This window comes from Desulfatibacillum alkenivorans DSM 16219, from assembly GCF_900142135.1.
GTDB classification, from domain to species: Bacteria; Desulfobacterota; Desulfobacteria; order Desulfobacterales; family Desulfatibacillaceae; genus Desulfatibacillum; species Desulfatibacillum alkenivorans.
Genome location: NZ_FQZU01000016.1, coordinates 54,344 through 74,387, shown reverse-complemented (window position 1 = coordinate 74,387; position 20,044 = coordinate 54,344). Strand labels below are relative to the sequence as shown.

Genomic DNA, 20,044 nt, shown 5'->3' with positions numbered 1-20,044 from the left:
TTTATCGGATATTTACCGTGTGTGGAATAATTAGGGAAAGGTATTTAGGGCCGCCCCTTTTGCGCTTACGCGCCCAGGCAGGATACCGCGCTCTGCCCAGGGCGCCCAAGCAAGGGCGGCTTAAACCTGCGCTGTTCAATTGAGGAGGATTTCGGGGGACATGCACTTTATCTCTACAAAGGCGATGAACACGCCATAAAGATCGTTGAAATAAGTATCGCGTCCCCCGAAATCATATTTTCCTTACCCCATGAAGCAGGCTTCGGGGGTGCTGACCACGGCGTCGTTGGTGGCGCCGATGGCGTTCATCTTGCCGATGGTTCCAGGCAGGATGGAGTTGATGAAGTATTCGGCCGTCTTCAACTGGCTCAGGTAGAAAGCGGCTTCCTTGTTCTTGGCGGCCACTTCGGCGGCGTCCTTGCCGCCCACGATCTTGTCCAGTTTGGGAGCGGCGATGACGGCCCGCCACAGGAGCATCCAGCCCATGACCACGTCGCCCATGACTTCCTGGAACGGGGTGGCGAAGGAGAAGGCTTCCTTGATCTTGCCGGAAGCGGCGGTGGAGCCCAGATGCATGGCGATTTCGCTCAGGCGGGTGACGGCTTCTTCCAGCTTGGAGGCGTCCTGGTCCAGGGCGGGATTCTGCTTGGCCTGGGCCACGATCTTGCCGATTTCCGACAGCAGGTTGATGAAGTAAGCGCCCTTTTTCATGCCCATTTTGCGGCCCAAAAGGTCCATGGCCTGGATGCCGTTGGTGCCTTCGTAGATGGAGTTGATCTTGGAATCGCGCATGATCTGCTCCACCGGGAACTCCTGGGTGTAGCCGTAGCCGCCGTAGCACTGGATGGCTTCACCGCAAACCTGGAAGCCGCGATCCGTGCAGTAGGACTTGATGATGGGCGTGAGAATTTCGATGATTCCCTGGTAGTATTCCTTTTGCGTTTCGTCGGTTTCCAGTTTGATTTTATCGAACATGTTGGCGCCGTAGTAGCAAAGGCTGCGCATGCCGTCCACGTGGGCTTTCATCCACAAGAGCATGCGCCTTACGTCCGGGTGCTTGATGATGGGCACTGGAGCTGCGTCATGGTTGAACATGTCGTCCAGGTCGCGGCCCTGGATGCGTTCCTTGGCGTAGTTGACGGCGTAGAGATAGGCTGCGCTGGCGTTGCAGGCGCCTATGGTGCCCACCAGCAGGCGGGCTTCGTTCATCATGTGGAACATGACCTGCATGCCCTTGTTGACTTCGCCCAAAAGCACGCCCTTGCATTTGCCCTGGCCGCCGAAGGTCAGGCTGCATGTGGAGGAGCCCTTGAGGCCCATTTTATGCTCGATGCCCGTGCAGACCACGTCGTTGGGTTCGCCCAGGGAGCCGTCGTCATTCACCCATATTTTGGGAACGATGAACAGGGAGATGCCCTTGGTGCCCTTGGGAGCGCCTTCGATGCGGGCCAGAACCGGGTGGATGACGTTGGGGGTCAGGTCCTGCTCGGCGCCGGTGATGAAAATCTTGTTGCCGGAAATGTTGTAGGTGCCGTCGTCGTTGGGCGTGGCCGTGGTGGACAGGTTGCCCACGTCAGACCCGGCCTCGGGCTCGGTCAGAACCATGGTGCCGCCCCATTCAGCGGAGTAGAGTTTCTTCAGGTACAATTCCTTTTGCTTGTCCGTGCCGAAAATCTCAATCATCTTGGCGGTGCCGTGGCCCGCATAACCATAAGCTGCAAAAGCGAAGTTGGCGCCGATGATGTATTCGATCACAGCCTGGCCGATGGTCAGGGGAAATCCCTGGCCGCCCACCTCCGGGTCTTCGGTCATGCCGACCCATTCGCCCTCCACCAGCAATTTGTAAGGCTTTTGGTAGCATTCGGGAACCGTGACCTTGCCGTTGTCAAAAATGGCGCCGCCTGCGCGGTCGCCCTCGGTCAGGGTGGGCAGGACTTCCTTGACCGCATAATTCCTGGCCTCGTTGATGAGCAGGTCAAAGGTTTTTTTGTTGAATTCCGCGTATTTTTCATGCTCGCAGAGCTTGTCCGCCTCCAATTGCTCGAAAAGCACAAAGTCGATATCCCTACGATCTGCAATATACTGCGCCATGCCTATATCCTCCTGTTTTATGTTTTAATTAAGGCCTATTAACGGCAAACGCCGCCAATACCATTACACCGATAATACAGCTTGGGTTCATTAGCCATTCTCAGGATTTCGCGGGGACGCGATCCTCGTCTCATGGGACGCCGCGCCTATTTAACGGGCTGTTTCCAAAATAAAACCATGTCCCCCGAAATCCGTCAATACATTACACCTCCAGGGCGGCTTCGTATCCTTCGCGTACGGCGTCGCCCAGATTCCTGACGGCTTTTGCGTCGCCCAGAAGCAGGACTTCCATGCCGTCGCTCTTGAACTCGTCATATAAAGTTTGGACCGGAGCCGCGCCCACGGCCATGACCACGGTGTCGGCCGGGATGGTTTCCGTGCCGTCCGGGGTTTCCACCACCACGCAGTCGTCCTTGATTTCCACCAGCTTGGTCTGGGGCTTCAAGGTCACGTCCGAGAGCTTGAGGCTCTTCATGAGGGACCATTTGCTGGTGCGGCCCACGTTGGCGGCCATTCTGTCCAGCACGTCGATGATGGTGATGTTACGCAAGGACTTGCGGGACAGGCCGGTGAGGTATTCCGGGGTTTCCGCCTGATGATAGGTCAAAAAGGCCAGGGTGGCTTCGTCCGGAACGTCCATGCAGGCGATGGTGTGGGCCGTTTCGCAGCCGGTGGCGCTGCCCCCGACAACCACCACGTTCTTGCCGATGTGCGGGGTTTTGCCCAAAAGGTAGTCCCAGGCCTGAATCACGTGGGGCTTATCAGCGCCGGGCACGGGGATGGTGATGGGCAGGGCGCCGGAGGCCACGGCCAGGACGTCGGGCTTTTCCTCCCTGATTTTTTCGGGCGTAAGCTCGGCGTTCAAAACAACCTTGACGCCGTAATGGTCCATGCGTTCGATCAGGCTTGTCAGAATCCGGCCGAATTCCTCCTTGCCCGTGGGCGCCATGGCCAGGATCAACTGGCCGCCCAGATGGTCCTGCTTCTCGTACAGGGTCACGTCATGGCCGCGTTTGGCGGCCGTCAGGGCGAACTGCATGCCCGCCACGCCGCCGCCGCCGACAAGAATTTTTTTAGGCTTGTCCGTGGGGGTTTCCACCAGGTGCTCTTCCATGCCGCACCGGGGGTTCATGATGCAACGGACGGGCTGGCCGCCGAACAGGATGTCAAAGCAGCCCTGGTTGCAGGCGATGCAGGGGATGATTTCCCAGTCGCGGCCTTCCTTAACTTTATTGGGAAGCTCGGGGTCGGCCAGCATGGGGCGGCCCCAGCAAATCATGTCGCAGGCGCCGGAGCGAAGCGCTTTTTCCGCCACGTCGGGATCGCCCATGCGGTTGGATGCGATGACCGGCACATTGACCTTTTCCTTGACGCCCCGGGCCAGGTACACATACGCGCCGGAAGGCACATTGGAGGTCAGTTGGGGAATGTTGGTTTCGTGCCAGCCGCCGGTGACGTTCACGTAATCCACCCCGGCTTTTTCGGCGATGACCGCGAAGTCGGAGGACTCCTCGTTGGTGTGCCCGCCGGGCATGAAGTCGTTGCCTGAAATGCGCAACCCCACAATATAATCGTCGCCAACCGCCTTGCGGACCGCTTCGATGACTTCCCGGCCGAAACGGGTGCGATTCTCAAAGGAACCGCCGTATTCGTCTTTCCTGTGGTTGGTCACGGGAGACAGGAACTGGTTGATCAGGTATCCGGTGCAGGCCAGGATTTCCACCACGTCATAATGGGCGTCCTTAACCCTCTTTGCGGCGTCGGCGTACAACTGAATCGTGTTCTTGATGTCGTCGATGGTCATTTCCTTGGGAACTTCCCGGGTGATGGCGCTGGCCAGCGCGGAAGGCGCAAGGGGCGGCAGACCGGTCAGCATGGAATGGGCGTAGCGGCCCTGATGCAAAAGCTGGCCCACGGTTTTCGTGTCCGTCTCCGCGTGAATCTGGTCGTTCAATTCCCTCAGAGCGGGCACGTTGGCGTCATCAAACAAGCCGACAATAAAAGGCGCCGAGCCCGCCTTCTCAAACCCCAGGGGGCCGATGGTCATAAGGCCGATGCCGCCCCTGGCCCTTTCAAGGTAAAACTCCTTGAGACGGCTGTTCATATTATAATCGGTGGTGTACAAAAGCCCCATGGCCGGCATCATTGTACGGTTGCTGATTTGGAGGCCTTTGATGGTGAATGGTTCAAATAATTTGACGTGTTCCATGATGAATCACCCCTCTGTTTTGTGGTTGGAAAGCGTGAACCTTAAAGTGCCGGTCCGCTGTTTGTGTGCGCTTTTTTATTCGGGGGCGGTATCCGCATTGAACCCAAACCCCCTGAAAATAAATTCTTCCATGACATCCGCGATTTCCTCCGGAGAAAGACGCCCGGAAGGCGAGTACCACATGGGAACCCAGTTCATGGCCCCCATGGCTGCGAACGCGGATATCCGCCAGTCCTTGCAATGGACCAGGCCCGCTTCCTGCCCTTCCCGAATAAGCTGTTGAATACATTCCAGAATCTGGTCTCTTTTTTCCACGACCTGGGGACGCATCTTTTTGGGCAAAAACCGGGATTCCATCCTATAGGAAGCCAACACCTCGTTGCGCGTTGCTATAAACACCAGCGTCCTGATGGCTTTGCGCAGCTTCTCCAGCAAGGGAACTTCCGAATCCACAACCTTCTGCAGCGCCTCCGCGCTTTCGGTCATGGCCTGCATATGAAGCTGAAACAGAATGTCGTCCTTGCTTTTTATATAATGATACAGGCTGGCTTTGGATAATTGGAGCTTGGCGGCGATTTCCTCCAGGGAAACCTCTCCAAAGCCTTTTTGCGCAAAAAGCTGCGCGGCGTTTTCAAGAATTTGCTGCTGTTTTTTGTTATATCTCTGCTGTCTGAAAGATATTTTCGGCATAGACGGTTTTTTCCTACCCATGGTTGATTTTCGACCCTCGGTCGAAAGACTAAAGAAAACCCGACTTCCTGTCAAGCAAGAACCACGACCGGGCGTTCAAAAAAAAATTTGCGCAGAAAAATTGACCGCCCGGACCAAGTGACAATAGGGGAACGAGGAAGAAAGCTGGATTCCTGCGTTCGAAGGATGAAAACCGGATGGCAGGACAGGCGCCCTTTTCAAAACCAGACAAAAACCGGAATTCAACCTACGCCATGCGCCCGCCGCCCCTCCCCAAACCAACTTTCTATTCCGGACGCACCTTTCGGCCTTCGGCCCCAGGCAGCAAACTGCGCTGCCTGGGCCACCCTAAAAAAAGCAGGGCAAGCCTTGTGACTACATTGTTTCATTTGGCGGCGGCGGTTGAATTCAATATTTATAGGCGGCGTTAGCTTTGTTCGGTCACAGCAAGGAAAAAATCGCCTTTCAAAAAACGCCGGTTTTTTATATGCTTGGCTGAGTTTTTTCATATTCTTTCATTCATCCGGCAACAATAAGGGGGGCGCGTGGCGATTATCTTCGGCTTATCATTCGGAGTGCTATTCATGCTGATTTGCGGCCTGATAGGCGCCGCCATCGGTTATGAGGTCCTCCACATCGGCTTTAGCCTGGCCTTTATCTTTGGGCTGGGCGGCTTTGTACTAGGCGCCTATGTGGGGGCGATCTTGGGACGAGTTCCGAGGCTGCTTGAAAGAATCAACTCTCTGGAGTCCAAGCTGGCCCAAATGCAAACGGACATAAGGGCCATGCGCGCGGCCCGGTCCAAGCAAAAGGATGAGGAGGCCGCCCCGGCAGCCCCAGCCGCGCCGCAGGAAGAACTTCAGCCGGAACCCTCCCCTGGCCTTGATAAACAGCGGCCTGCGCCGCAATATGAAGCCCCCCAAACCATTGTCAAGCCAGCTGACGAGCCTGCCGCCGCCAAACAGGCAGCGATGAAAAAGCAGCACGCCGAAGAGACTTCCAAGCCAACGCCGCCTCCCATCCCGCCCAGGCCGCAAGCCAGGCCGGTTGCAAGCCCGGAGCCGTTTTCAAAGCGTCAGGCCAGCTCCATCGAGCAAGGCGCGGCAAAAGTTGGCGAGTTTATCAAGAATTTCTTCACCACAGGCAACGTTGTGGCGAGGATAGGAATCATCGTCCTGTTTTTCGGCGTTGCCTTTTTGCTCAAGTACGCCTCGACGCGGTATCACGTGGCCATAGAATACCGGTTTATGGCAGTGGCCGTCTTCGCCATGGTCCTGACCATCCTGGGATTTCGCCTGCGGGAGAGGCGGAGAGGCTTTGCGCTTTTGCTGCAAGGCGGCGGCATCGGCATTCTATATATGACCGTGTTTTTTGCAGCCAAGCTGTACCACTTGATGCCTTTGGGCATGGCTTTCGGGTTGATGGTCGTCTTGGTGGGGCTGATGGGCGCTGTGGCGGTTTTTCAGGACGCCCGGGCCACGGCCTTTCTCGGCATGGCAGGCGGCTTTCTGGCGCCTGTGCTGACTTCCTCGGGCGCCGGGCAGCACGTCATCTTGTTTTCGTATTACGCGGTGCTTGGGTTGGGCATTCTCGGCGTGGCCTGGTATAAATCCTGGCGCGAGTTGAACCTGCTGGGCTTTATGTTCACTTTCGGCGTGGCCGGCTTATGGGGGGCCAACCATTACAAGCCGGAGCTTTTCGCCTCCACCGAACCTTTCCTGATTATATTCTTTGTGTTTTACGAGAGCATCGCGGTCTTGTTCGCTCTGCGCCAGCCGGTCCATTTGCGGGGCTTTGTGGACGGGACCCTGGTTTTCGGCACGCCCATTGTGGCCTTCGCCTTTCAATCCGTTCTCGTCAGGCACATTCCTTACGGGCTGGCCTATACGGCTCTGGGCGCCAGCATTTTTTACCTGATTTTAACCAAGGCCCTGTGGAAGAAGCAAATTCCCGGGCTGCAAGTGCTTACGGAATCGTTTTTGGCATTGTGCCTGATTTTCGTCAGCCTGGCGATTCCTTTGGGGCTGAGCGGCAAGTGGACCTCCGCCATTTACGCCTTTGAAGGGGCTGGATTGATCTGGATAGGCATTCGCCAGAACCGGGTGTTCGCCCGCTTCTTTGGTTTCCTTCTGCAATTGGCCGGGGCCGTTTTCCTGATGGAAAACCTGGGGCATTCCCGCCATTTGACGCCAGTGGTGAACAGCGACTGCCTGGGCTTCGCTTTTGTGGCTTTGGGCGGGCTGTTTTCGTCCTATTTCTATTACAAGCACAAGGACGCAGCAGGAGAGATGGAAAAGCCCCTGCACCTTGTTTTTTTGGGATGGGGCGTTTTATGGTGGCTGGCCGGAGGCCTGCGGGAGGTGGAGCTGCATGTTCCCCACACCATGGACTATTGGGAGGCCGCCTCCTACACGGCCAACATGGCCCTGTTGTTTATAACAGCCACGGCCCTGGCCATGCATGCCCTCATCAAAAAACTGGATTGGAAAGCCATGGGCTATGCCCTTGTTAGCTTCGCACCGGCCCTGGCCTTGTTCTACTGGCTTGGACTGGACAAAGGCTTCTACCACGACAACCCCTTAGCCAAACTCGGCTGGACGGCATGGCCCTGCGCCCTGGCGGCCTTGTATTTTATTTTAAAACAGCATGAGGACGAAGCGCCGAAAAAAGCCTCCAAAGCCTGGCACGCTTTAGGCTGCTGGCTGGTCATCCTCCTTTTGGCGGCCCAGGCCTCCTGGGGCTTGGATGAGTTGGTCAAAGGCTCCAAGGTCTGGCCCATGGTTGCCTGGGGCTTGATTCCCGGCCTGTTCGCAGGCTTGCTGCTCTTTCGAGGAAATCGCCTTGGCTGGCCCGTATCATGGAACAGGTCTTTATACAGAGGCGGCGTGCTTTGGCCGATCCTGGCCTTTTGCCTCATATGGTGCATAGCGGCCATTGTGCATCCGGGAGATCCCAAGCCATTGCCGTACATACCGGTCATCAATCCCCTGGAGCTTACCCAGGCCTTTGTGCTCATTGTTTTATTCGGCGCGGCCGCGGGCTTCAAGCAAAGCCCCTGGAAGGCGGTGGACGATCACGGGTTTAAAATACTTTGCTTTGGGTTTTTAGGGCTGCTGGTTTTTATTGTGAGCAACGCGATTCTCTGCAGGTCCGTCGTGAATTTCGCGGACATCCGTTTTAACAGGCTGTGGGATTCCATGCTGTTCCAGATGGCCCTCTCCCTGTTCTGGACCTTGTGGGCCGTGGGCCTGACCGGCGCAGCCAGCAAAAAAGGCTGGCGGATGGTCTGGTTTGCGGGCGCCGGATTGATCGGCGTGGTGACGGTCAAATTGTTCTTTGTCGATCTTTCCCATTCCGGGGCCTTATGGAGAGTGGCGTCCTTTATCGGGGCCGGACTTCTCATGGTGGTCATAGGGTATACGGCGCCTTTGCCTCCCCAGCAAATCAAGGATGAAAATTTATGAAGACCCTCGTTAAAACCGCATTGGTATTTTTCCTGGGCCTGGCTGCAACCGGCTTTTGCCAGCCCGCCCCCAACGACTTCGCCTACGGAATAGCCCTGGAGACTCCAGGGGAGTCGGCGATTTATCGGCTTGAAACTCCGGACGCGGTGTATAACTGGATTATGGACCCGGCATTGGGAGACGTCCGCATTTTCAACGGCGGCGAGCAGGTGGTTCCCCACACGCTGCTGAAAAGCCCGTCCGAGGTAAAAAGCATTCAGCCCGTATATACGGAAAGCGCTTTGCCGCTTTTTCCCGTGTTGGCGACAGCCGACGGCAGGGAATCGTCGGTTAACATCCGGATTGAAACCGACGGCAAAGGCGCCCTGGTGAATATTAACGGCGGCGCCCAGGCGGGCGAGGATTCGTACATCTCATATTATATCCTGGACGTCTCCGCTTTCATGACGGACGACGGCGACCGGCAAAAACGCCTGGACTTGCTGACCCTGGAGTGGTCCCACACCGAAAACGGGTTTGTATCCAAAGTGGACGTTTTCGCCGGTTCAGACCTGTCCAACTGGCGCAGGATCGCCCATAATGCAGCCCTGGCGGACATGACATTCGGCGAGCACAAGCTGATTCGCAATGAGATTCCGCTTCCCGGAAGCATGGACAAATATCTCAAACTGACCTGGCCCAAGGGCAAGGAAGGCGCCGTCCTGAACAAAGTGGTCGCCCGTTTTCGCAAGGACCGTAAAAAGGTGGCCAAAACGGAGCCCAAGACGCGAACCATGGATTTGCAGGCTGTCCGCGGGGAGGAGCCCCAGGAGTATCTGTTCCAGTGCCCCGGACGTTTTCCGGTCCAAAGCGTGGAGGTCGCCCTGCCCCAGAAAAACACCCTGGTCAAGGCCAGCCTGTTTTGCCGGGATGCGGTAGATAGGCCTTGGGCCAAAATGTTTTCCGGCCTGATCTACGACCTGAACGTGGACGGAACCCGGATCGCCAACGAAACCATAACCTTCGAGCCCAAGGGCGCCCTGTACTGGAAGCTGGCGGTCAATCAGGGGGAAGGCGGCATGGGGCCCGGCCTGCCTGCCTTCAAAATCGGATATCAGCCCCATACCATATGCTTTGTGGCCCAGGGAGAGCCGCCTTTTACCCTGGCCTTCGGCAGCTATAAATACAAAAAGGGGGACGCCCTGGTGGATCCTTTGCTGTCGGGCCTTTCCCTGAACAACATGCCGAACCTGATCAAGCCCGCCAATCCCGGCCGTGAGTTCGAACTGGGAGGTCAGGCCGCCTTAACGCCGCCCAAGCCCCCTTTGCCCTGGAAACGCATTATTCTGTGGGCCGTCCTGTGCCTTGGCGCGGTTGTCGTGGCTTTTATGGCCTGGAAGCTGTCCCGGCAAATGCCTGACAAGCAGTAAGGAGCTTATATTTTGAAAACCGACGAAGCCGTGAGTAAAATGGAAGCCGCCGCTGAAAAATTTGCAGCCGATCGCATCGCCCCAGCCCAACTGTACAAGGCCGAAGAATTCCCCATGGAAATATGGAAGGCCATGGGCGAGGCGGGAATTCTGGGAATTGGAGTTCCTCAGGAATTCGGCGGACAGGGCGGAGGATACACCGACATAGCCCGGTGCGGCCGTATTCTTGGCGCGGCGGGGCATAGCCTGGGCCTGACGGTTTCGTGGATGCTCCACCTTGCCGCGGCCAGATTTCTTATCATGAACATGGGAACCCGGGAGCAAAAAGAGGATTTGCTGCCTAAGCTGGCCCGGGGGGACATCACCATGTCCCTTTCCATTTCCGAACCCAAAACCGGCGCCCACCCCAAGCACATGAAAACCCGGGCGGTCCTTCAGGACGGAAGCTACATGATCTCGGGGGAAAAAGCCTATCTCACCAACGGGCCCATCGCCGGCATGTACGCGGTCATCGCAATCACGGATGAGAAAGAAGAGAAAAAGCAGTTTACCGCCTTTTTGGTCCCCCGCGAAACCCCGGGCCTGACCGTGGGCGAAAACATGGCCCTGGACTTTTTCAAGCCTTCGCCCCATGGTGGAATCGTCCTGGAAGCGTGCAAGGTTCCTGAAAGCGCCGTGCTCGGACCTTTCAATCAGGGGTATGAAGCCATTGTCAAAGCCTTTCGGGATACGGAAGACATCCTCATGATGGGGCCTGTGTGCGGCGGCATGGACCGCATTGGGGTATTGCTGGCCGAGCAACTGAAAAAAGCCGGAAAGCCGTCGGATGAAAAGCTGGAAGCCCTGGGGCTTTACCTTTCCCTGTGCAAAGGTTTGTTCGCCCTGGCCCTGCACGGAGCGGAAAAGCTAGATAGAGGAACGCCCGACCCGGACCTGGCCATGATTCCGGTTGCGTTCCGCTTTATGTCCAAAAAGGCTTTGGAAGTCGCGCAAACGATTTTAGAAGACGTGAAACCGGAGGAAGGGAGTGAACTGGCCGTAACCTTGAACGACCTGATCTTTTCCGGCCGCATTGCGGGAAACGTCTCCAAAATCAAACAGAAAATGATGGGGAAAGCGGCTTTGATTTAAATAGAGCCAGAAACAACAACCTAATCCGGGGGGATGAAATGGAAAAACCAAAGGCCTTGGCTGTGCTGCAGATCATTACCGGCGCGGGAATTATTTGTTTTTGGATCGCATTTTTCACGGTCGGGCTGGCGCCTGAAAACCCGCCGGACGGCTATTTTGCCTTTGAGCATTCCTTTCCCTTGCCGGACGGAGTGCTTTGCGTGGGCCTGATCGTCTCGGGAGCCCTTTTGCTGAAAGGCTCGCCAAAGGGCCGAACCTTGGGCCTGATAAGCGCGGGCGGACTGCTTTTTCTGGGATTGCTGGATTTTTCCTTCAACATCCAAAACGGCATGTACGCCATGGGGCCGGGCGAATCCCTGCCCAACATGTTTATCAACGCCTGGTGCGTAGGATTGGGCGCAGCCATGGCATTTAAATTGCGACTTCGCGCCTAACCCGCCAACGGATCGGCCAGGGCCTGAACGCCTTGAACTCGTTCCCATGCTGTCAGCCTGCGTCGCGCAGTAGTTTTTTGCGACGCGGCTGTCGCGTGGGAATGCATACTGGAGCTGAAAACCTCCTCAAACGTCAAACGTAGATTTGACCCCATTTCAGGCCAACTGATCGGCCAGGGCCTGAACGCCTTTGCTGTACTCGCCGTGGGGGCATTGGGAAAGAACCGGAACCAGGCAGCGTGCGCTGTTTTCCACTTCCTCCCCGTTGGGAAGGCAGCCGGAGTACCGGACGTCGATGTTCAGCATTTTTCGGGAAACCTCCCTGATTCTGTCCACCACGTTTTGCGTCTTGGCGGGCCGATTTTCCCGGTTGATGGCCAAAAACGGGCTGTACCCGGACACCGCTTTTCTGACTGCCTGGGCGTAGGCCGGCTGCTGGGACTCCACCCGGGACAGGATGTCGGTCACCGTGCAGGCTTTTTGGTCCCCCTTGGGCATGGTGGCCGTGCGAATCAACTCCTCCAGGGGCTTGTACCGTTTCGCCGGCACGGGGTTTTCCTCCCCGAATATCCGGTTCAACTTCCTGAAAAGCCCTACCTTGATGAAGTTATAGGCCTCCAGGTAGGACGCGGGATCGCAGGTGGTCAAAACCAGGCCCCGGTCCGCGGACAGGAAAAAATCCATGACATTGAAGGACGTATCGCCGCCCAAGTCCAGGATAACGTGATCCGCGTCCAAGTTTTTTACGGCCTTGATCAGGCGCATCTTGACCGCGAACGGAATGTTTCCGGCGCCCAGCCGGGAACTGTCCCCGCCGATCAGCCAGGGGCCGTGCTTGGTCTGGGCCATGATGCTCTCCAGGGTTGGGGCGGTCCGATCCAAAAAATCGTTGATGCTGCGCTGCATTCGGGTCATGCCCATGTATAAATGCAGATTGGCCCCGCCCAGGTCCAGGTCCACCACAACGGTTTTCCTGCCCATCCGCGCCAAGTGCACGCCCAGGTTGGCCGCCAGGATGCTTTTCCCAATGCCGCCCTTGGCTCCGCCCACGGCGATGATCCTGGGGAGAGGCCTTTGGACCGCCGTCTCCTCCTTGGGAATGCAGTCGATAATCAGCTCGTAAGCCTGACGGGCTCTCATGAATTGCTCGGACCATCGCGCCGCGGCCAGGCTGGATTCCCCCCGATGCAGGTCAGGGTGGCAATGCCGGGCTTTTTCCCGGAAAGCCTTGCGCACCTGTTCCATGTCCAGGGAGCGTAAAAAGACATCGTCATTTGCTTGACGGGGTGAAAACAGACAAGCGCAGGCAGCACGCATCTGGCGCAGCTTGTCCGCCGAAATATCGATAGAGGCGCTGTTCATGTAAGTTCCTGATTTTTTGAATATGTATAAAACGGCCCCGCATTTGCCGCGGGACGTGCTGATTTCCTCCCTCCAAACAGAGCAAGGTTCATGCCATGGCCGAGGCTGACGCCGCCCATTTGACGGGCGTATACAAGGTCTTCCATCTTATGTTTTTGCAAGCCCTATGGGCGCCGCAAACTGCCTCCCGATCCCAAGGCGTCCGCCAAAATCCTGACGTCAAAATGAATCCAGAAAAAGGCTGGCGCCAAAATCTTGTAATACAAAAACGGCCATTGGCCCAAGAATTCCTCGGATTCAAAAAACAAAATGAGTAAAAACGTTCCCCCGCACAGCAGCATGGAACACAGGCAGTGCTCTCCACAATAAATATAAAAAATAGAAACAATGTAACTATTTGATTTAATTTATTCTTAAGAAAGTTACAAGACAATCACCATTGTGTTGGAGGCGTTAATATTTTAGTGTGGAGAAAAAACTCCTTGACAATTTGAGGCTTAGTTCTATTTTATGAATCTAAATTCACGAAATGAGGAAAAGTTCATTTTCGTGAATTAATATTTTTCAAGGGGTAGAAACATGAAGGGAAAACGGCTTTCCAGGAAAGAAAGGGAAAGGGAGCGTCAGAGGCGCGAAATCATGGCGGCGGCCCACACCTTGTTTTCCGAAAAGGGATATCACGGCGTTTCCATGCAGGAAATCGCCGATCAGGCGGAGTTCGCTGTAGGCACCCTTTACATTTTTTTCAAGAGCAAGGGGGATTTGTATCAGGAGTCCATGCTCGAAGAGACGGAAAAATTTATGGGGCAGTTAGGCAAAGTCCTTGACGAACCTGTGGACGAGGTTGCAAAATTGCGGAACCTTGTCAGGGCGAAAGGGACGTATTTTCTAAATAACGCCTCCAAAATACGCATATTTCATGCAGAGCTTCGACAGGCTTCGGACAGCGCCATCACCGAACTGGATTTAAAAATCCAGACAAAACGCCTCAGTTTGATGAAAGATGTGGCGGCGGTTTTTGAAAGCGGCATGAAAAAAGGAACCTTCCAGCGCATCGGAGATCCCTATATTTTAGCCAAATCTTTGGACAACATTACGCACTCTTTTTTATTGTCTTGGATAGAAGATCCCGAGCAGTATCCCTATCCGGAAGATCCCGACGTGATTTTAAACATCCTGTTTAAAGGGCTTATCCAAGACTAAATCCATATTCCACGCGCCGGGCGCATGATCTTGTCTGCGCCCTTGAACCATTTTTTTTATTTGGGAGAACATCAATGACATTGCCCCGTCAACAAAACGCCTACCGGTTGATCGGCTTATTAGCCTTTTTGCTGTTTGCATCCTTAGTACTGGGATGCAACGAGCAACAACCTCAGAACGCTGCTGCATCAGCAGCGGCCATGCCGCCGCCGGAAGTGGGTGTGGTTACGGTCTCGCCGCAGTCCGTCACGCTCACCACGGAATTGCCCGGACGCACCTCGCCTTTCTTGATTTCCGAAATCCGGCCCCAGGTAAACGGGCTGATCCAGAAGCGCCTGTTTGTGGAAGGCGCGGACGTGGAAGCCGGCCAGGTCTTGTATCAGATCGATCCGGCGCCGTTTGAGGCGGCTTACGAAAACGCCGAAGCCAACTTGTCCGCCGTCAAAAAGTCCGCGGACCGCGCTCAGGCCGCCCTGGAAGCGGCCATGGCCGGCGTGGCCCAGGCCGAGGCGTCATACAAGTTGGCTATGACCAACGGCGAGAGGTTCACCAAGGCTTATGAACAGCAGGCCGTTTCGGCCAGCGAGCGGGACCAGGCGGTGACTCAGGTGGAAGTGGCTCGAGCCACCCTGGAAGCGGCTAAAGCCCAGGTGGACAGCGAACGCAAAGCATTGGCCACTGCCAAGGCGAGCATCAAGCAGGCTGAAGCCGCCCTCAAGACCGCCCGCATCCAGTTGGACTATACACAGATCACGGCGCCTATTTCCGGCCGCATCGGCAGATCCGCCGTGACGGAAGGCGCTATCGTGACTGCGTATCAGCCCACTGCCCTGTCGACTATCCAGCAGACCGACCCGGTGTTTGTGGACGTTCCCCAATCCACGCTGGACGTCCTGCGGCTTTCCAAGCTGGCCAAGAGCGGCGAAATAGTGACCGACGGAGAAGGACAGGCTGAAGTCGGCCTGATGCTGGAGGACGGCACGGAATACCCCCATAAAGGAACCTTGGAGTTCCGCGACGTAACCGTGGATCCCACAACCGGTTCCGTCACCTTGCGTATGGTCTTCCCCAATCCGGACCAGACCCTTTTGCCCGGCATGTTCGTCCGCGCCGTGGTCCAGGAGGGCGTGGCCAAAGACGCCATCATGGCGCCCCAGGACGGGGTTCGGCGCAACCCCAAAGGGCTGCCTTTGGCATACGTGGTCAACAAGGACAATGTCGTGGAGCAACGGCTCCTGACTCTGGACAGGGCCATCGGGGACAAGTGGCTTGTGACTTCCGGCCTGCAGGACGGAGACCGGGTTATTGTGGAAGGGTCTCAGAAAGTCCGCCCGGGAGCGACTGTAAGGGTTGCTGATATGGCAAAAACCGGCGCCGGCGCCGGCGCCCCCAAGGCGCAGCCAGAGGCTTAAAGGAGAAAGACGATGTTAGCAAATTTTTTCCTGGATCGCCCGGTTTTCGCCTGGGTTATCGCTATTATCATCATGCTGGCGGGCGGGCTGGCAATCTACAACCTGCCCATATCCCAGTATCCGCCTATCGCACCGCCGTCCATCGCCATCGAAGCGATGTACCCCGGCGCCTCGGCGGAAACCGTGGAAAACACGGTGGTCCAGATCATCGAACAAAAAATGGTTGGTTTTGAAAACCTGCTGTACATGTCCGCGGAGAGCAGTTCGTCAGGCGTGGGCAGGATTGAAATGACCTTTGTGCCGGGCAGCGACCCTGACATGGCCTGGGCCAAGGTGCAGAACAAATTGCAGCTTGCCATGCCCAGCCTGCCCGAGGTGGTGCAAAGCCAGGGCGTCAGCGTCAGCAAGTCCACCCGAAACTACCTGATTATCGTCGGCATCATTTCCGAAGACGGTTCCATGGACTACAGCGACCTGGCCGACTACGTGAACTCCAACCTGGAAAAGGTTTTGGCAAGGGTTCCCGGAGTCGGCGAGGTGGAGGCGTTCAGCCCCCAATACGCCATGCGGATCTGGTTCAACCCGGAAAAGCTGAACAGCTACAAGCTGACCGTTCAGGACGTGATCGCCGCGTTGAGGACTTATAACGTGGAGGTTTCCGCCGGAGCCTTCGGAGCCCAGCCGGCTGTGGAAGGCCAGAAAATGAACGCCTCCATTGTCGTGCAAAACCTTTTGCAAACGCCCGCGCAGTTTGCAGCCATTCCCATCAGGAACAATCCGGACGGCTCGGTCATCAAAGTCGGAGACGTTGCCAGGACCGAACTGGGGTCGGAAAGCTACGCGGTCAAGCCCTTGTTCAACGGCCAGCCTTCGGCGGCCCTGGCCATTCGCCAGGCTGCGGGCGCCAACGCGCTGGAGACCGCTCAGAACGTCCGGGACAAACTTGCGGAAATGGAAAAGTACTTTCCGCCCGGCTTAAAGGTGACCTACCCTTACGACACCACGCCCTTTGTGCGGGTGGCCATCCATGAAGTGGTCAAGACCCTGTTCGAAGCGGTCCTCCTGGTGTTTTTGGTCATGCTCCTGTTCTTGGGGAGCTTCCGGGCCACACTCATCCCCACCATCGCCGTGCCCGTGGTTTTGCTGGGCACCTTCGGCGTGCTGGGTTTGTTCGGCTTTTCCATCAACATGCTGACAATGTTCGCCATGGTTTTGGCCATCGGCCTGTTGGTGGACGACGCCATCGTGGTCGTGGAAAACGTGGAGCGCATCATGGAGGAGGAGGGCCTGCCGCCCAAGGAGGCCACCCGCAAGTCCATGCACGAAATCACCAGCGCCCTGATCGGCATCGGCCTGGTGCTTTCCGCCGTGTTCGGCCCCATGGCTTTTTTCGGCGGCGCCACGGGCGTCATCTACCGCCAGTTCTCCCTGACCATTATCTCGGCCATGCTGCTTTCCGTGGTTGTGGCTTTGATTCTAACCCCGGTGCTTTGCGCCTCCCTGCTTAAGGAGGGGCATCAAACCCGGAAGGGTAAAAGAACTTTTACTCCGCTTCGCGCCTTTGTGGCTCTTTTCAATAAGGGCTTCAACTGGGTCCGCGACGTCTATTTAATGATGGTGGGGGCCATTCTCAGGTTTAAAGTGGTTTTCATGCTATGCTTCATTGGAATCGTGTTTGCTTTCGTTCATTTCTTCCAGCAAATGCCTACGGCTTATCTGCCCAATGAAGACCAGGGAATCGTACTGGCTATGGTGCAATTGCCCACCGGGTCCACCATGGAGCAGACGGACGAAATTTTGGCTGAAATCCAGGATTACTTCCTGGAACAGGAAAAAGAAGCCGTCAAATCCGTTCTGACGCTTTCAGGCATGAGCTTCGCCGGCATGGGGCAAAACAACGGACTTGCCTTTATCAAGTTGAAGGATTGGGACCTCAGGCTTCGGCCTGATTTGAAGGCGGACGCCGTGGCGGGCAGGGCCATGGGCCGTTTCATGCAGATCCGAAACGCCCGCGCTTACGCGTTTACGCCGCCCGCCGTGTCCGAACTGGGCCATGCCAAGGGCTTTGACTTCCAGTTGCAGGATCGCAGCGGCCTGGGTCATGCAGCGCTGGTTGCTGCGGAATATCAGTTGCTGGGCATCGCGTCCCAGGACAACCGCTTGGCCAATGTGCGGCCCAACGCTATTCCTGACCAGGCGGAATACCGGGTGGACGTGGACTGGGAAAAAGCGGGAACGCTGGGAGTGCCCCTGTCGGTCATTCACAGCTCCGTTTCCGCCGCTTTTGGAAGCGCTTACGTAAATGACTTTATCCAGGCGGGCCGCGTCAAGCGTGTTTATATTCAGGCTGACGCTCCCCACCGCATGCTGCCGGAGGACTTGAACAAGCTCTACTTCCGGGGCAATTCCGGGACCATGGTTCCGTACTCCTCGGTGGCCACGGGACGCTGGACCGAAGGCGCCCAGCAGCTTCAGCGGTATAACGGCTTTCCCTCCATCAACTTTCAGGGGGAAGCGGCGCCGGGCAGGAGCTCGGGCGAAGCCATGGCAGCCATGGAGGAAATCATGGACATGCTGCCTCAGGGCTTTGGATACGACTGGACGGGCATTTCGTACCAGGAGCGGATGGCGAGCTCTCAGACCGGCCTCTTGTACGCCTTTTCCATTCTGGCGATCTTCCTCTGCCTGGCGGCCTTGTACGAAAGCTGGCCCATTCCCATCTCCATTTTGCTGGCATTGCCTTTGGGCGCCATTGGAGGCGTGTTTGCCACGACTTTGCGCGGACTGCCTAATGACGTGTACTTCCAGATCGGGCTTTTGACCACCTTGGGCCTGACCACCAAGAACGCCATTCTGATCGTTCAGTTCGCCAAGGCCAAACGGGAGGAAGGCATGGATCTGGTTTCGGCCACCCTGGAAGGCGCCAAGCTGCGGTTCAGGCCTATTATCATGACATCGCTGGCCTTCGGGTTTGGCGTGCTTCCCTTGTTCCTGGCCAATGGCGCCGGAGCCGGCGCCCAGATCGCCATCGGCACCTCGGTGCTCGGCGGCATGGTGACAGGCACGGTTTTGGTCACCTTGTTCACGCCCTTGTTTTATGTGATCATCGCCAGGCTGTTCATCCCCAGAAAAAAACTGGCTGGGGCTCAGCCTCAATTGTCCGAAGCAAACGAGGAAGAACCCGAAACGGCGCCAGCCGAAGGATAGGAATTATGAAAAGATATTTGATAATCCCCGTTGTCGGTCTAACCCTGCTGGCTGCAGGATGCTCCCTTAAGCCCCAGTACACCAGGCCCGAAGCTCCGGTAAGCCGGGACTGGCCGGAAGCGCAGGCTGCCGTTCAGGCTGAACCGGAGCGGCCCCAGCCCATGGACCTGGAATGGCGGGAGTTCATAACGGATCAGGCTTTGCAGGTGGTCATTCAAACCGCGTTGGAAAATAACCGGGACCTTAAGCTGGCCATGTTAAACGTGCAACGGATGCAGGCCCTATACGGCGTCCAGAGGGCGGAGCTGTTTCCGTCCGTGGGCGCCAGCGGCTCTTCGTCTCATACTAAAACCCCTGCGGATCTCTCCTACTCCGGCCAGGTCACAGAGTCGGATAGCTACAGGGTGGACCTGGGCGTGACCGCCTGGGAAGCGGACTTTTTCGGCCGCATCAGAAGCCTGAAAGACGCCGCCCTGGAAAGCTACCTTGCGACCGAGGAGGCGCAGCGCAGCGCGCAAATCGCCCTGATATCCGCAGTGGCCAACGCCTACTTGAAGCTGGCGGCCGATCAGGAGCATCTGAAACTTTCGGAATCCACGCTGCAAAGCCAAAAAGAGGCGTACAACCTGATTAAAAGCCGATTCGACCTGGGCCTGGCTTCCGAACTGGACCTGCTTCGCGCACAAACCCAGGTGGAAACGGCCAGGGGCGACATAGCCAGGTACACCCAACTGGTGTCCCAGGACAAAAACGCCCTGATTCTTTTGAGCGGAACCACGGTTCCCCTGCCCGAGCGGGTGTTCCCTCAAAAGCTGGAAAACGTGCAGCCTTTTAAAAGCGTATCGGCCGGGATTCCTTCCGAAATCCTGCTCACCAGGCCCGACATCCTGGCGGCCGAGCATCAGCTAAAGGCGGCTAACGCCAACATCGGCGCGGCCAGGGCGGCTTTCTTCCCGCGCATCGCCTTGACGGGTTCCGTGGGAACCGCCAGTGCGGAACTGAGCGACCTGTTCGGCTCGGGCCAGGGAACCTGGAGCTTCATGCCCCAGATTTCCGTGCCCATTTTCGACCCCAGGGTCTACTCCGCCTACAAAGTATCGCAGGCGGACATGGACATCGCCGTGGCGCAGTATGAAAAAGCCATCCAGACCGCATTCCGGGAAACGGCCGACGCCATCGCCGTGGAAAATACGGTGGGCGAGCAGCTCTCCGCCGGAGAAGCCCTGGTGGAAGCCCTGGACAAGTCCTACACCCTGGCCGGCGTGCGCTACGACAAGGGCATCGACAGCTATCTGAGCGTCCTGGACGCCCAAAGATCCTTGTACGCGGCCCAGCAGCAATTGATCGACATTCGCATCGCCAAGCTGGCCAATCAGATTCGCCTGTACACGGTTCTGGGGGGCGGCGCCCAATAGCGATTGCAAGATAAATC

At 56.8% G+C, this 20,044-nt stretch carries 12 protein-coding genes; 8 read left to right on the top strand and 4 right to left on the bottom strand.

Features of this window, described 5'->3' with window-relative positions:
• Positions 1 to 243: 243 nt before the first annotated feature.
• From BUE18_RS13855 to BUE18_RS13845, 3 genes are all read right to left on the bottom strand, one after another.
• Positions 244 to 2,091 carry an acyl-CoA dehydrogenase gene (locus BUE18_RS13855; protein WP_073476657.1) on the bottom strand — a complete coding sequence of 616 codons (1,848 nt, stop codon included), beginning with the start codon at positions 2,089 to 2,091 and terminating at the stop codon, positions 244 to 246.
• A gap of 202 nt (positions 2,092 to 2,293) precedes the next feature.
• Entirely contained in the window at positions 2,294 to 4,300 is a 2,007-nt protein-coding gene (locus tag BUE18_RS13850) for an NAD(P)/FAD-dependent oxidoreductase (protein WP_073476655.1), read from the bottom strand.
• Between the two features lie 75 nt (positions 4,301 to 4,375).
• Positions 4,376 to 4,990 carry a TetR/AcrR family transcriptional regulator gene (locus BUE18_RS13845; RefSeq protein ID WP_073476653.1) on the bottom strand — a complete coding sequence of 205 codons (615 nt, stop codon included), beginning with the start codon at positions 4,988 to 4,990 and terminating at the stop codon, positions 4,376 to 4,378.
• Positions 4,991 to 5,535: 545 nt separating this feature from the next.
• Between BUE18_RS13845 and BUE18_RS13840 the strand changes: the two genes are divergently transcribed.
• From BUE18_RS13840 to BUE18_RS13825, 4 genes are read left to right on the top strand one after another with little or no spacing between them, the layout of a single operon-like run.
• A complete protein-coding gene (locus BUE18_RS13840; protein ID WP_139264743.1) occupies positions 5,536 to 8,454 on the top strand; it encodes a DUF2339 domain-containing protein in 2,919 nt (972 codons plus the stop codon).
• Positions 8,451 to 9,863, top strand: a complete 1,413-nt coding sequence (locus BUE18_RS13835) for a DUF3999 domain-containing protein (RefSeq protein ID WP_073476650.1) — start codon at positions 8,451 to 8,453, stop codon at positions 9,861 to 9,863. Before BUE18_RS13840 ends, BUE18_RS13835 begins: the two co-directional genes overlap by 4 nt.
• A 12-nt stretch (positions 9,864 to 9,875) precedes the next feature.
• The gene (locus tag BUE18_RS13830) at positions 9,876 to 10,994 is read left to right on the top strand and encodes an acyl-CoA dehydrogenase family protein (protein WP_073476648.1); all 1,119 of its coding nucleotides are present in this window, start codon (positions 9,876 to 9,878) and stop codon (positions 10,992 to 10,994) included.
• A 38-nt stretch (positions 10,995 to 11,032) separates the two neighbouring features.
• The gene (locus tag BUE18_RS13825; RefSeq protein ID WP_073476646.1) at positions 11,033 to 11,428 is read left to right on the top strand and encodes a DUF8058 family membrane protein; all 396 of its coding nucleotides are present in this window, start codon (positions 11,033 to 11,035) and stop codon (positions 11,426 to 11,428) included.
• Between the two features lie 156 nt (positions 11,429 to 11,584).
• On the opposite strand, the gene BUE18_RS13820 is transcribed toward BUE18_RS13825, so the two are convergent.
• Complete coding sequence (locus BUE18_RS13820; RefSeq protein ID WP_073476644.1) at positions 11,585 to 12,790, bottom strand: P-loop NTPase; 1,206 nt, start codon at positions 12,788 to 12,790, stop codon at positions 11,585 to 11,587.
• A 579-nt stretch (positions 12,791 to 13,369) separates the two neighbouring features.
• Here BUE18_RS13820 and BUE18_RS13815 point away from each other — a divergent pair.
• From BUE18_RS13815 to BUE18_RS13800, 4 genes are all read left to right on the top strand, one after another.
• Positions 13,370 to 13,993, top strand: coding sequence for a TetR/AcrR family transcriptional regulator (locus tag BUE18_RS13815; protein ID WP_073476643.1), 624 nt, complete (start codon positions 13,370 to 13,372; stop codon positions 13,991 to 13,993).
• A gap of 74 nt (positions 13,994 to 14,067) precedes the next feature.
• Positions 14,068 to 15,405 (top strand): efflux RND transporter periplasmic adaptor subunit, encoded by a 1,338-nt coding sequence (locus BUE18_RS13810; RefSeq protein WP_073476641.1) that lies wholly within the window; start codon positions 14,068 to 14,070, stop codon positions 15,403 to 15,405.
• Positions 15,406 to 15,417: 12 nt separating this feature from the next.
• Positions 15,418 to 18,612 carry an efflux RND transporter permease subunit gene (locus BUE18_RS13805; RefSeq protein ID WP_073476639.1) on the top strand — a complete coding sequence of 1,065 codons (3,195 nt, stop codon included), beginning with the start codon at positions 15,418 to 15,420 and terminating at the stop codon, positions 18,610 to 18,612.
• Positions 18,613 to 18,617: 5 nt separating this feature from the next.
• Complete coding sequence (locus BUE18_RS13800) at positions 18,618 to 20,027, top strand: efflux transporter outer membrane subunit (protein WP_073476637.1); 1,410 nt, start codon at positions 18,618 to 18,620, stop codon at positions 20,025 to 20,027.
• The last annotated feature ends 17 nt before the right edge of the window (positions 20,028 to 20,044 follow it).

Bases quoted from the DNA above. Each gene is read 5' to 3' on its own strand.
- BUE18_RS13845 (WP_073476653.1), bottom strand. From the start codon at position 4,990: ATGCCGAAAATATCTTTCAGACAGCAGAGATATAACAAAAAACAGCAG.
- BUE18_RS13810 (WP_073476641.1), top strand. From the start codon at position 14,068: ATGACATTGCCCCGTCAACAAAACGCCTACCGGTTGATCGGCTTATTA.
- BUE18_RS13815 (WP_073476643.1), top strand. From the start codon at position 13,370: ATGAAGGGAAAACGGCTTTCCAGGAAAGAAAGGGAAAGGGAGCGTCAG.
- BUE18_RS13855 (WP_073476657.1), bottom strand. From the start codon at position 2,091: ATGGCGCAGTATATTGCAGATCGTAGGGATATCGACTTTGTGCTTTTC.
- BUE18_RS13850 (WP_073476655.1), bottom strand. From the start codon at position 4,300: ATGGAACACGTCAAATTATTTGAACCATTCACCATCAAAGGCCTCCAA.
- BUE18_RS13805 (WP_073476639.1), top strand. From the start codon at position 15,418: ATGTTAGCAAATTTTTTCCTGGATCGCCCGGTTTTCGCCTGGGTTATC.
- BUE18_RS13835 (WP_073476650.1), top strand. From the start codon at position 8,451: ATGAAGACCCTCGTTAAAACCGCATTGGTATTTTTCCTGGGCCTGGCT.
- BUE18_RS13800 (WP_073476637.1), top strand. From the start codon at position 18,618: ATGAAAAGATATTTGATAATCCCCGTTGTCGGTCTAACCCTGCTGGCT.
- BUE18_RS13820 (WP_073476644.1), bottom strand. From the start codon at position 12,790: ATGAACAGCGCCTCTATCGATATTTCGGCGGACAAGCTGCGCCAGATG.
- BUE18_RS13825 (WP_073476646.1), top strand. From the start codon at position 11,033: ATGGAAAAACCAAAGGCCTTGGCTGTGCTGCAGATCATTACCGGCGCG.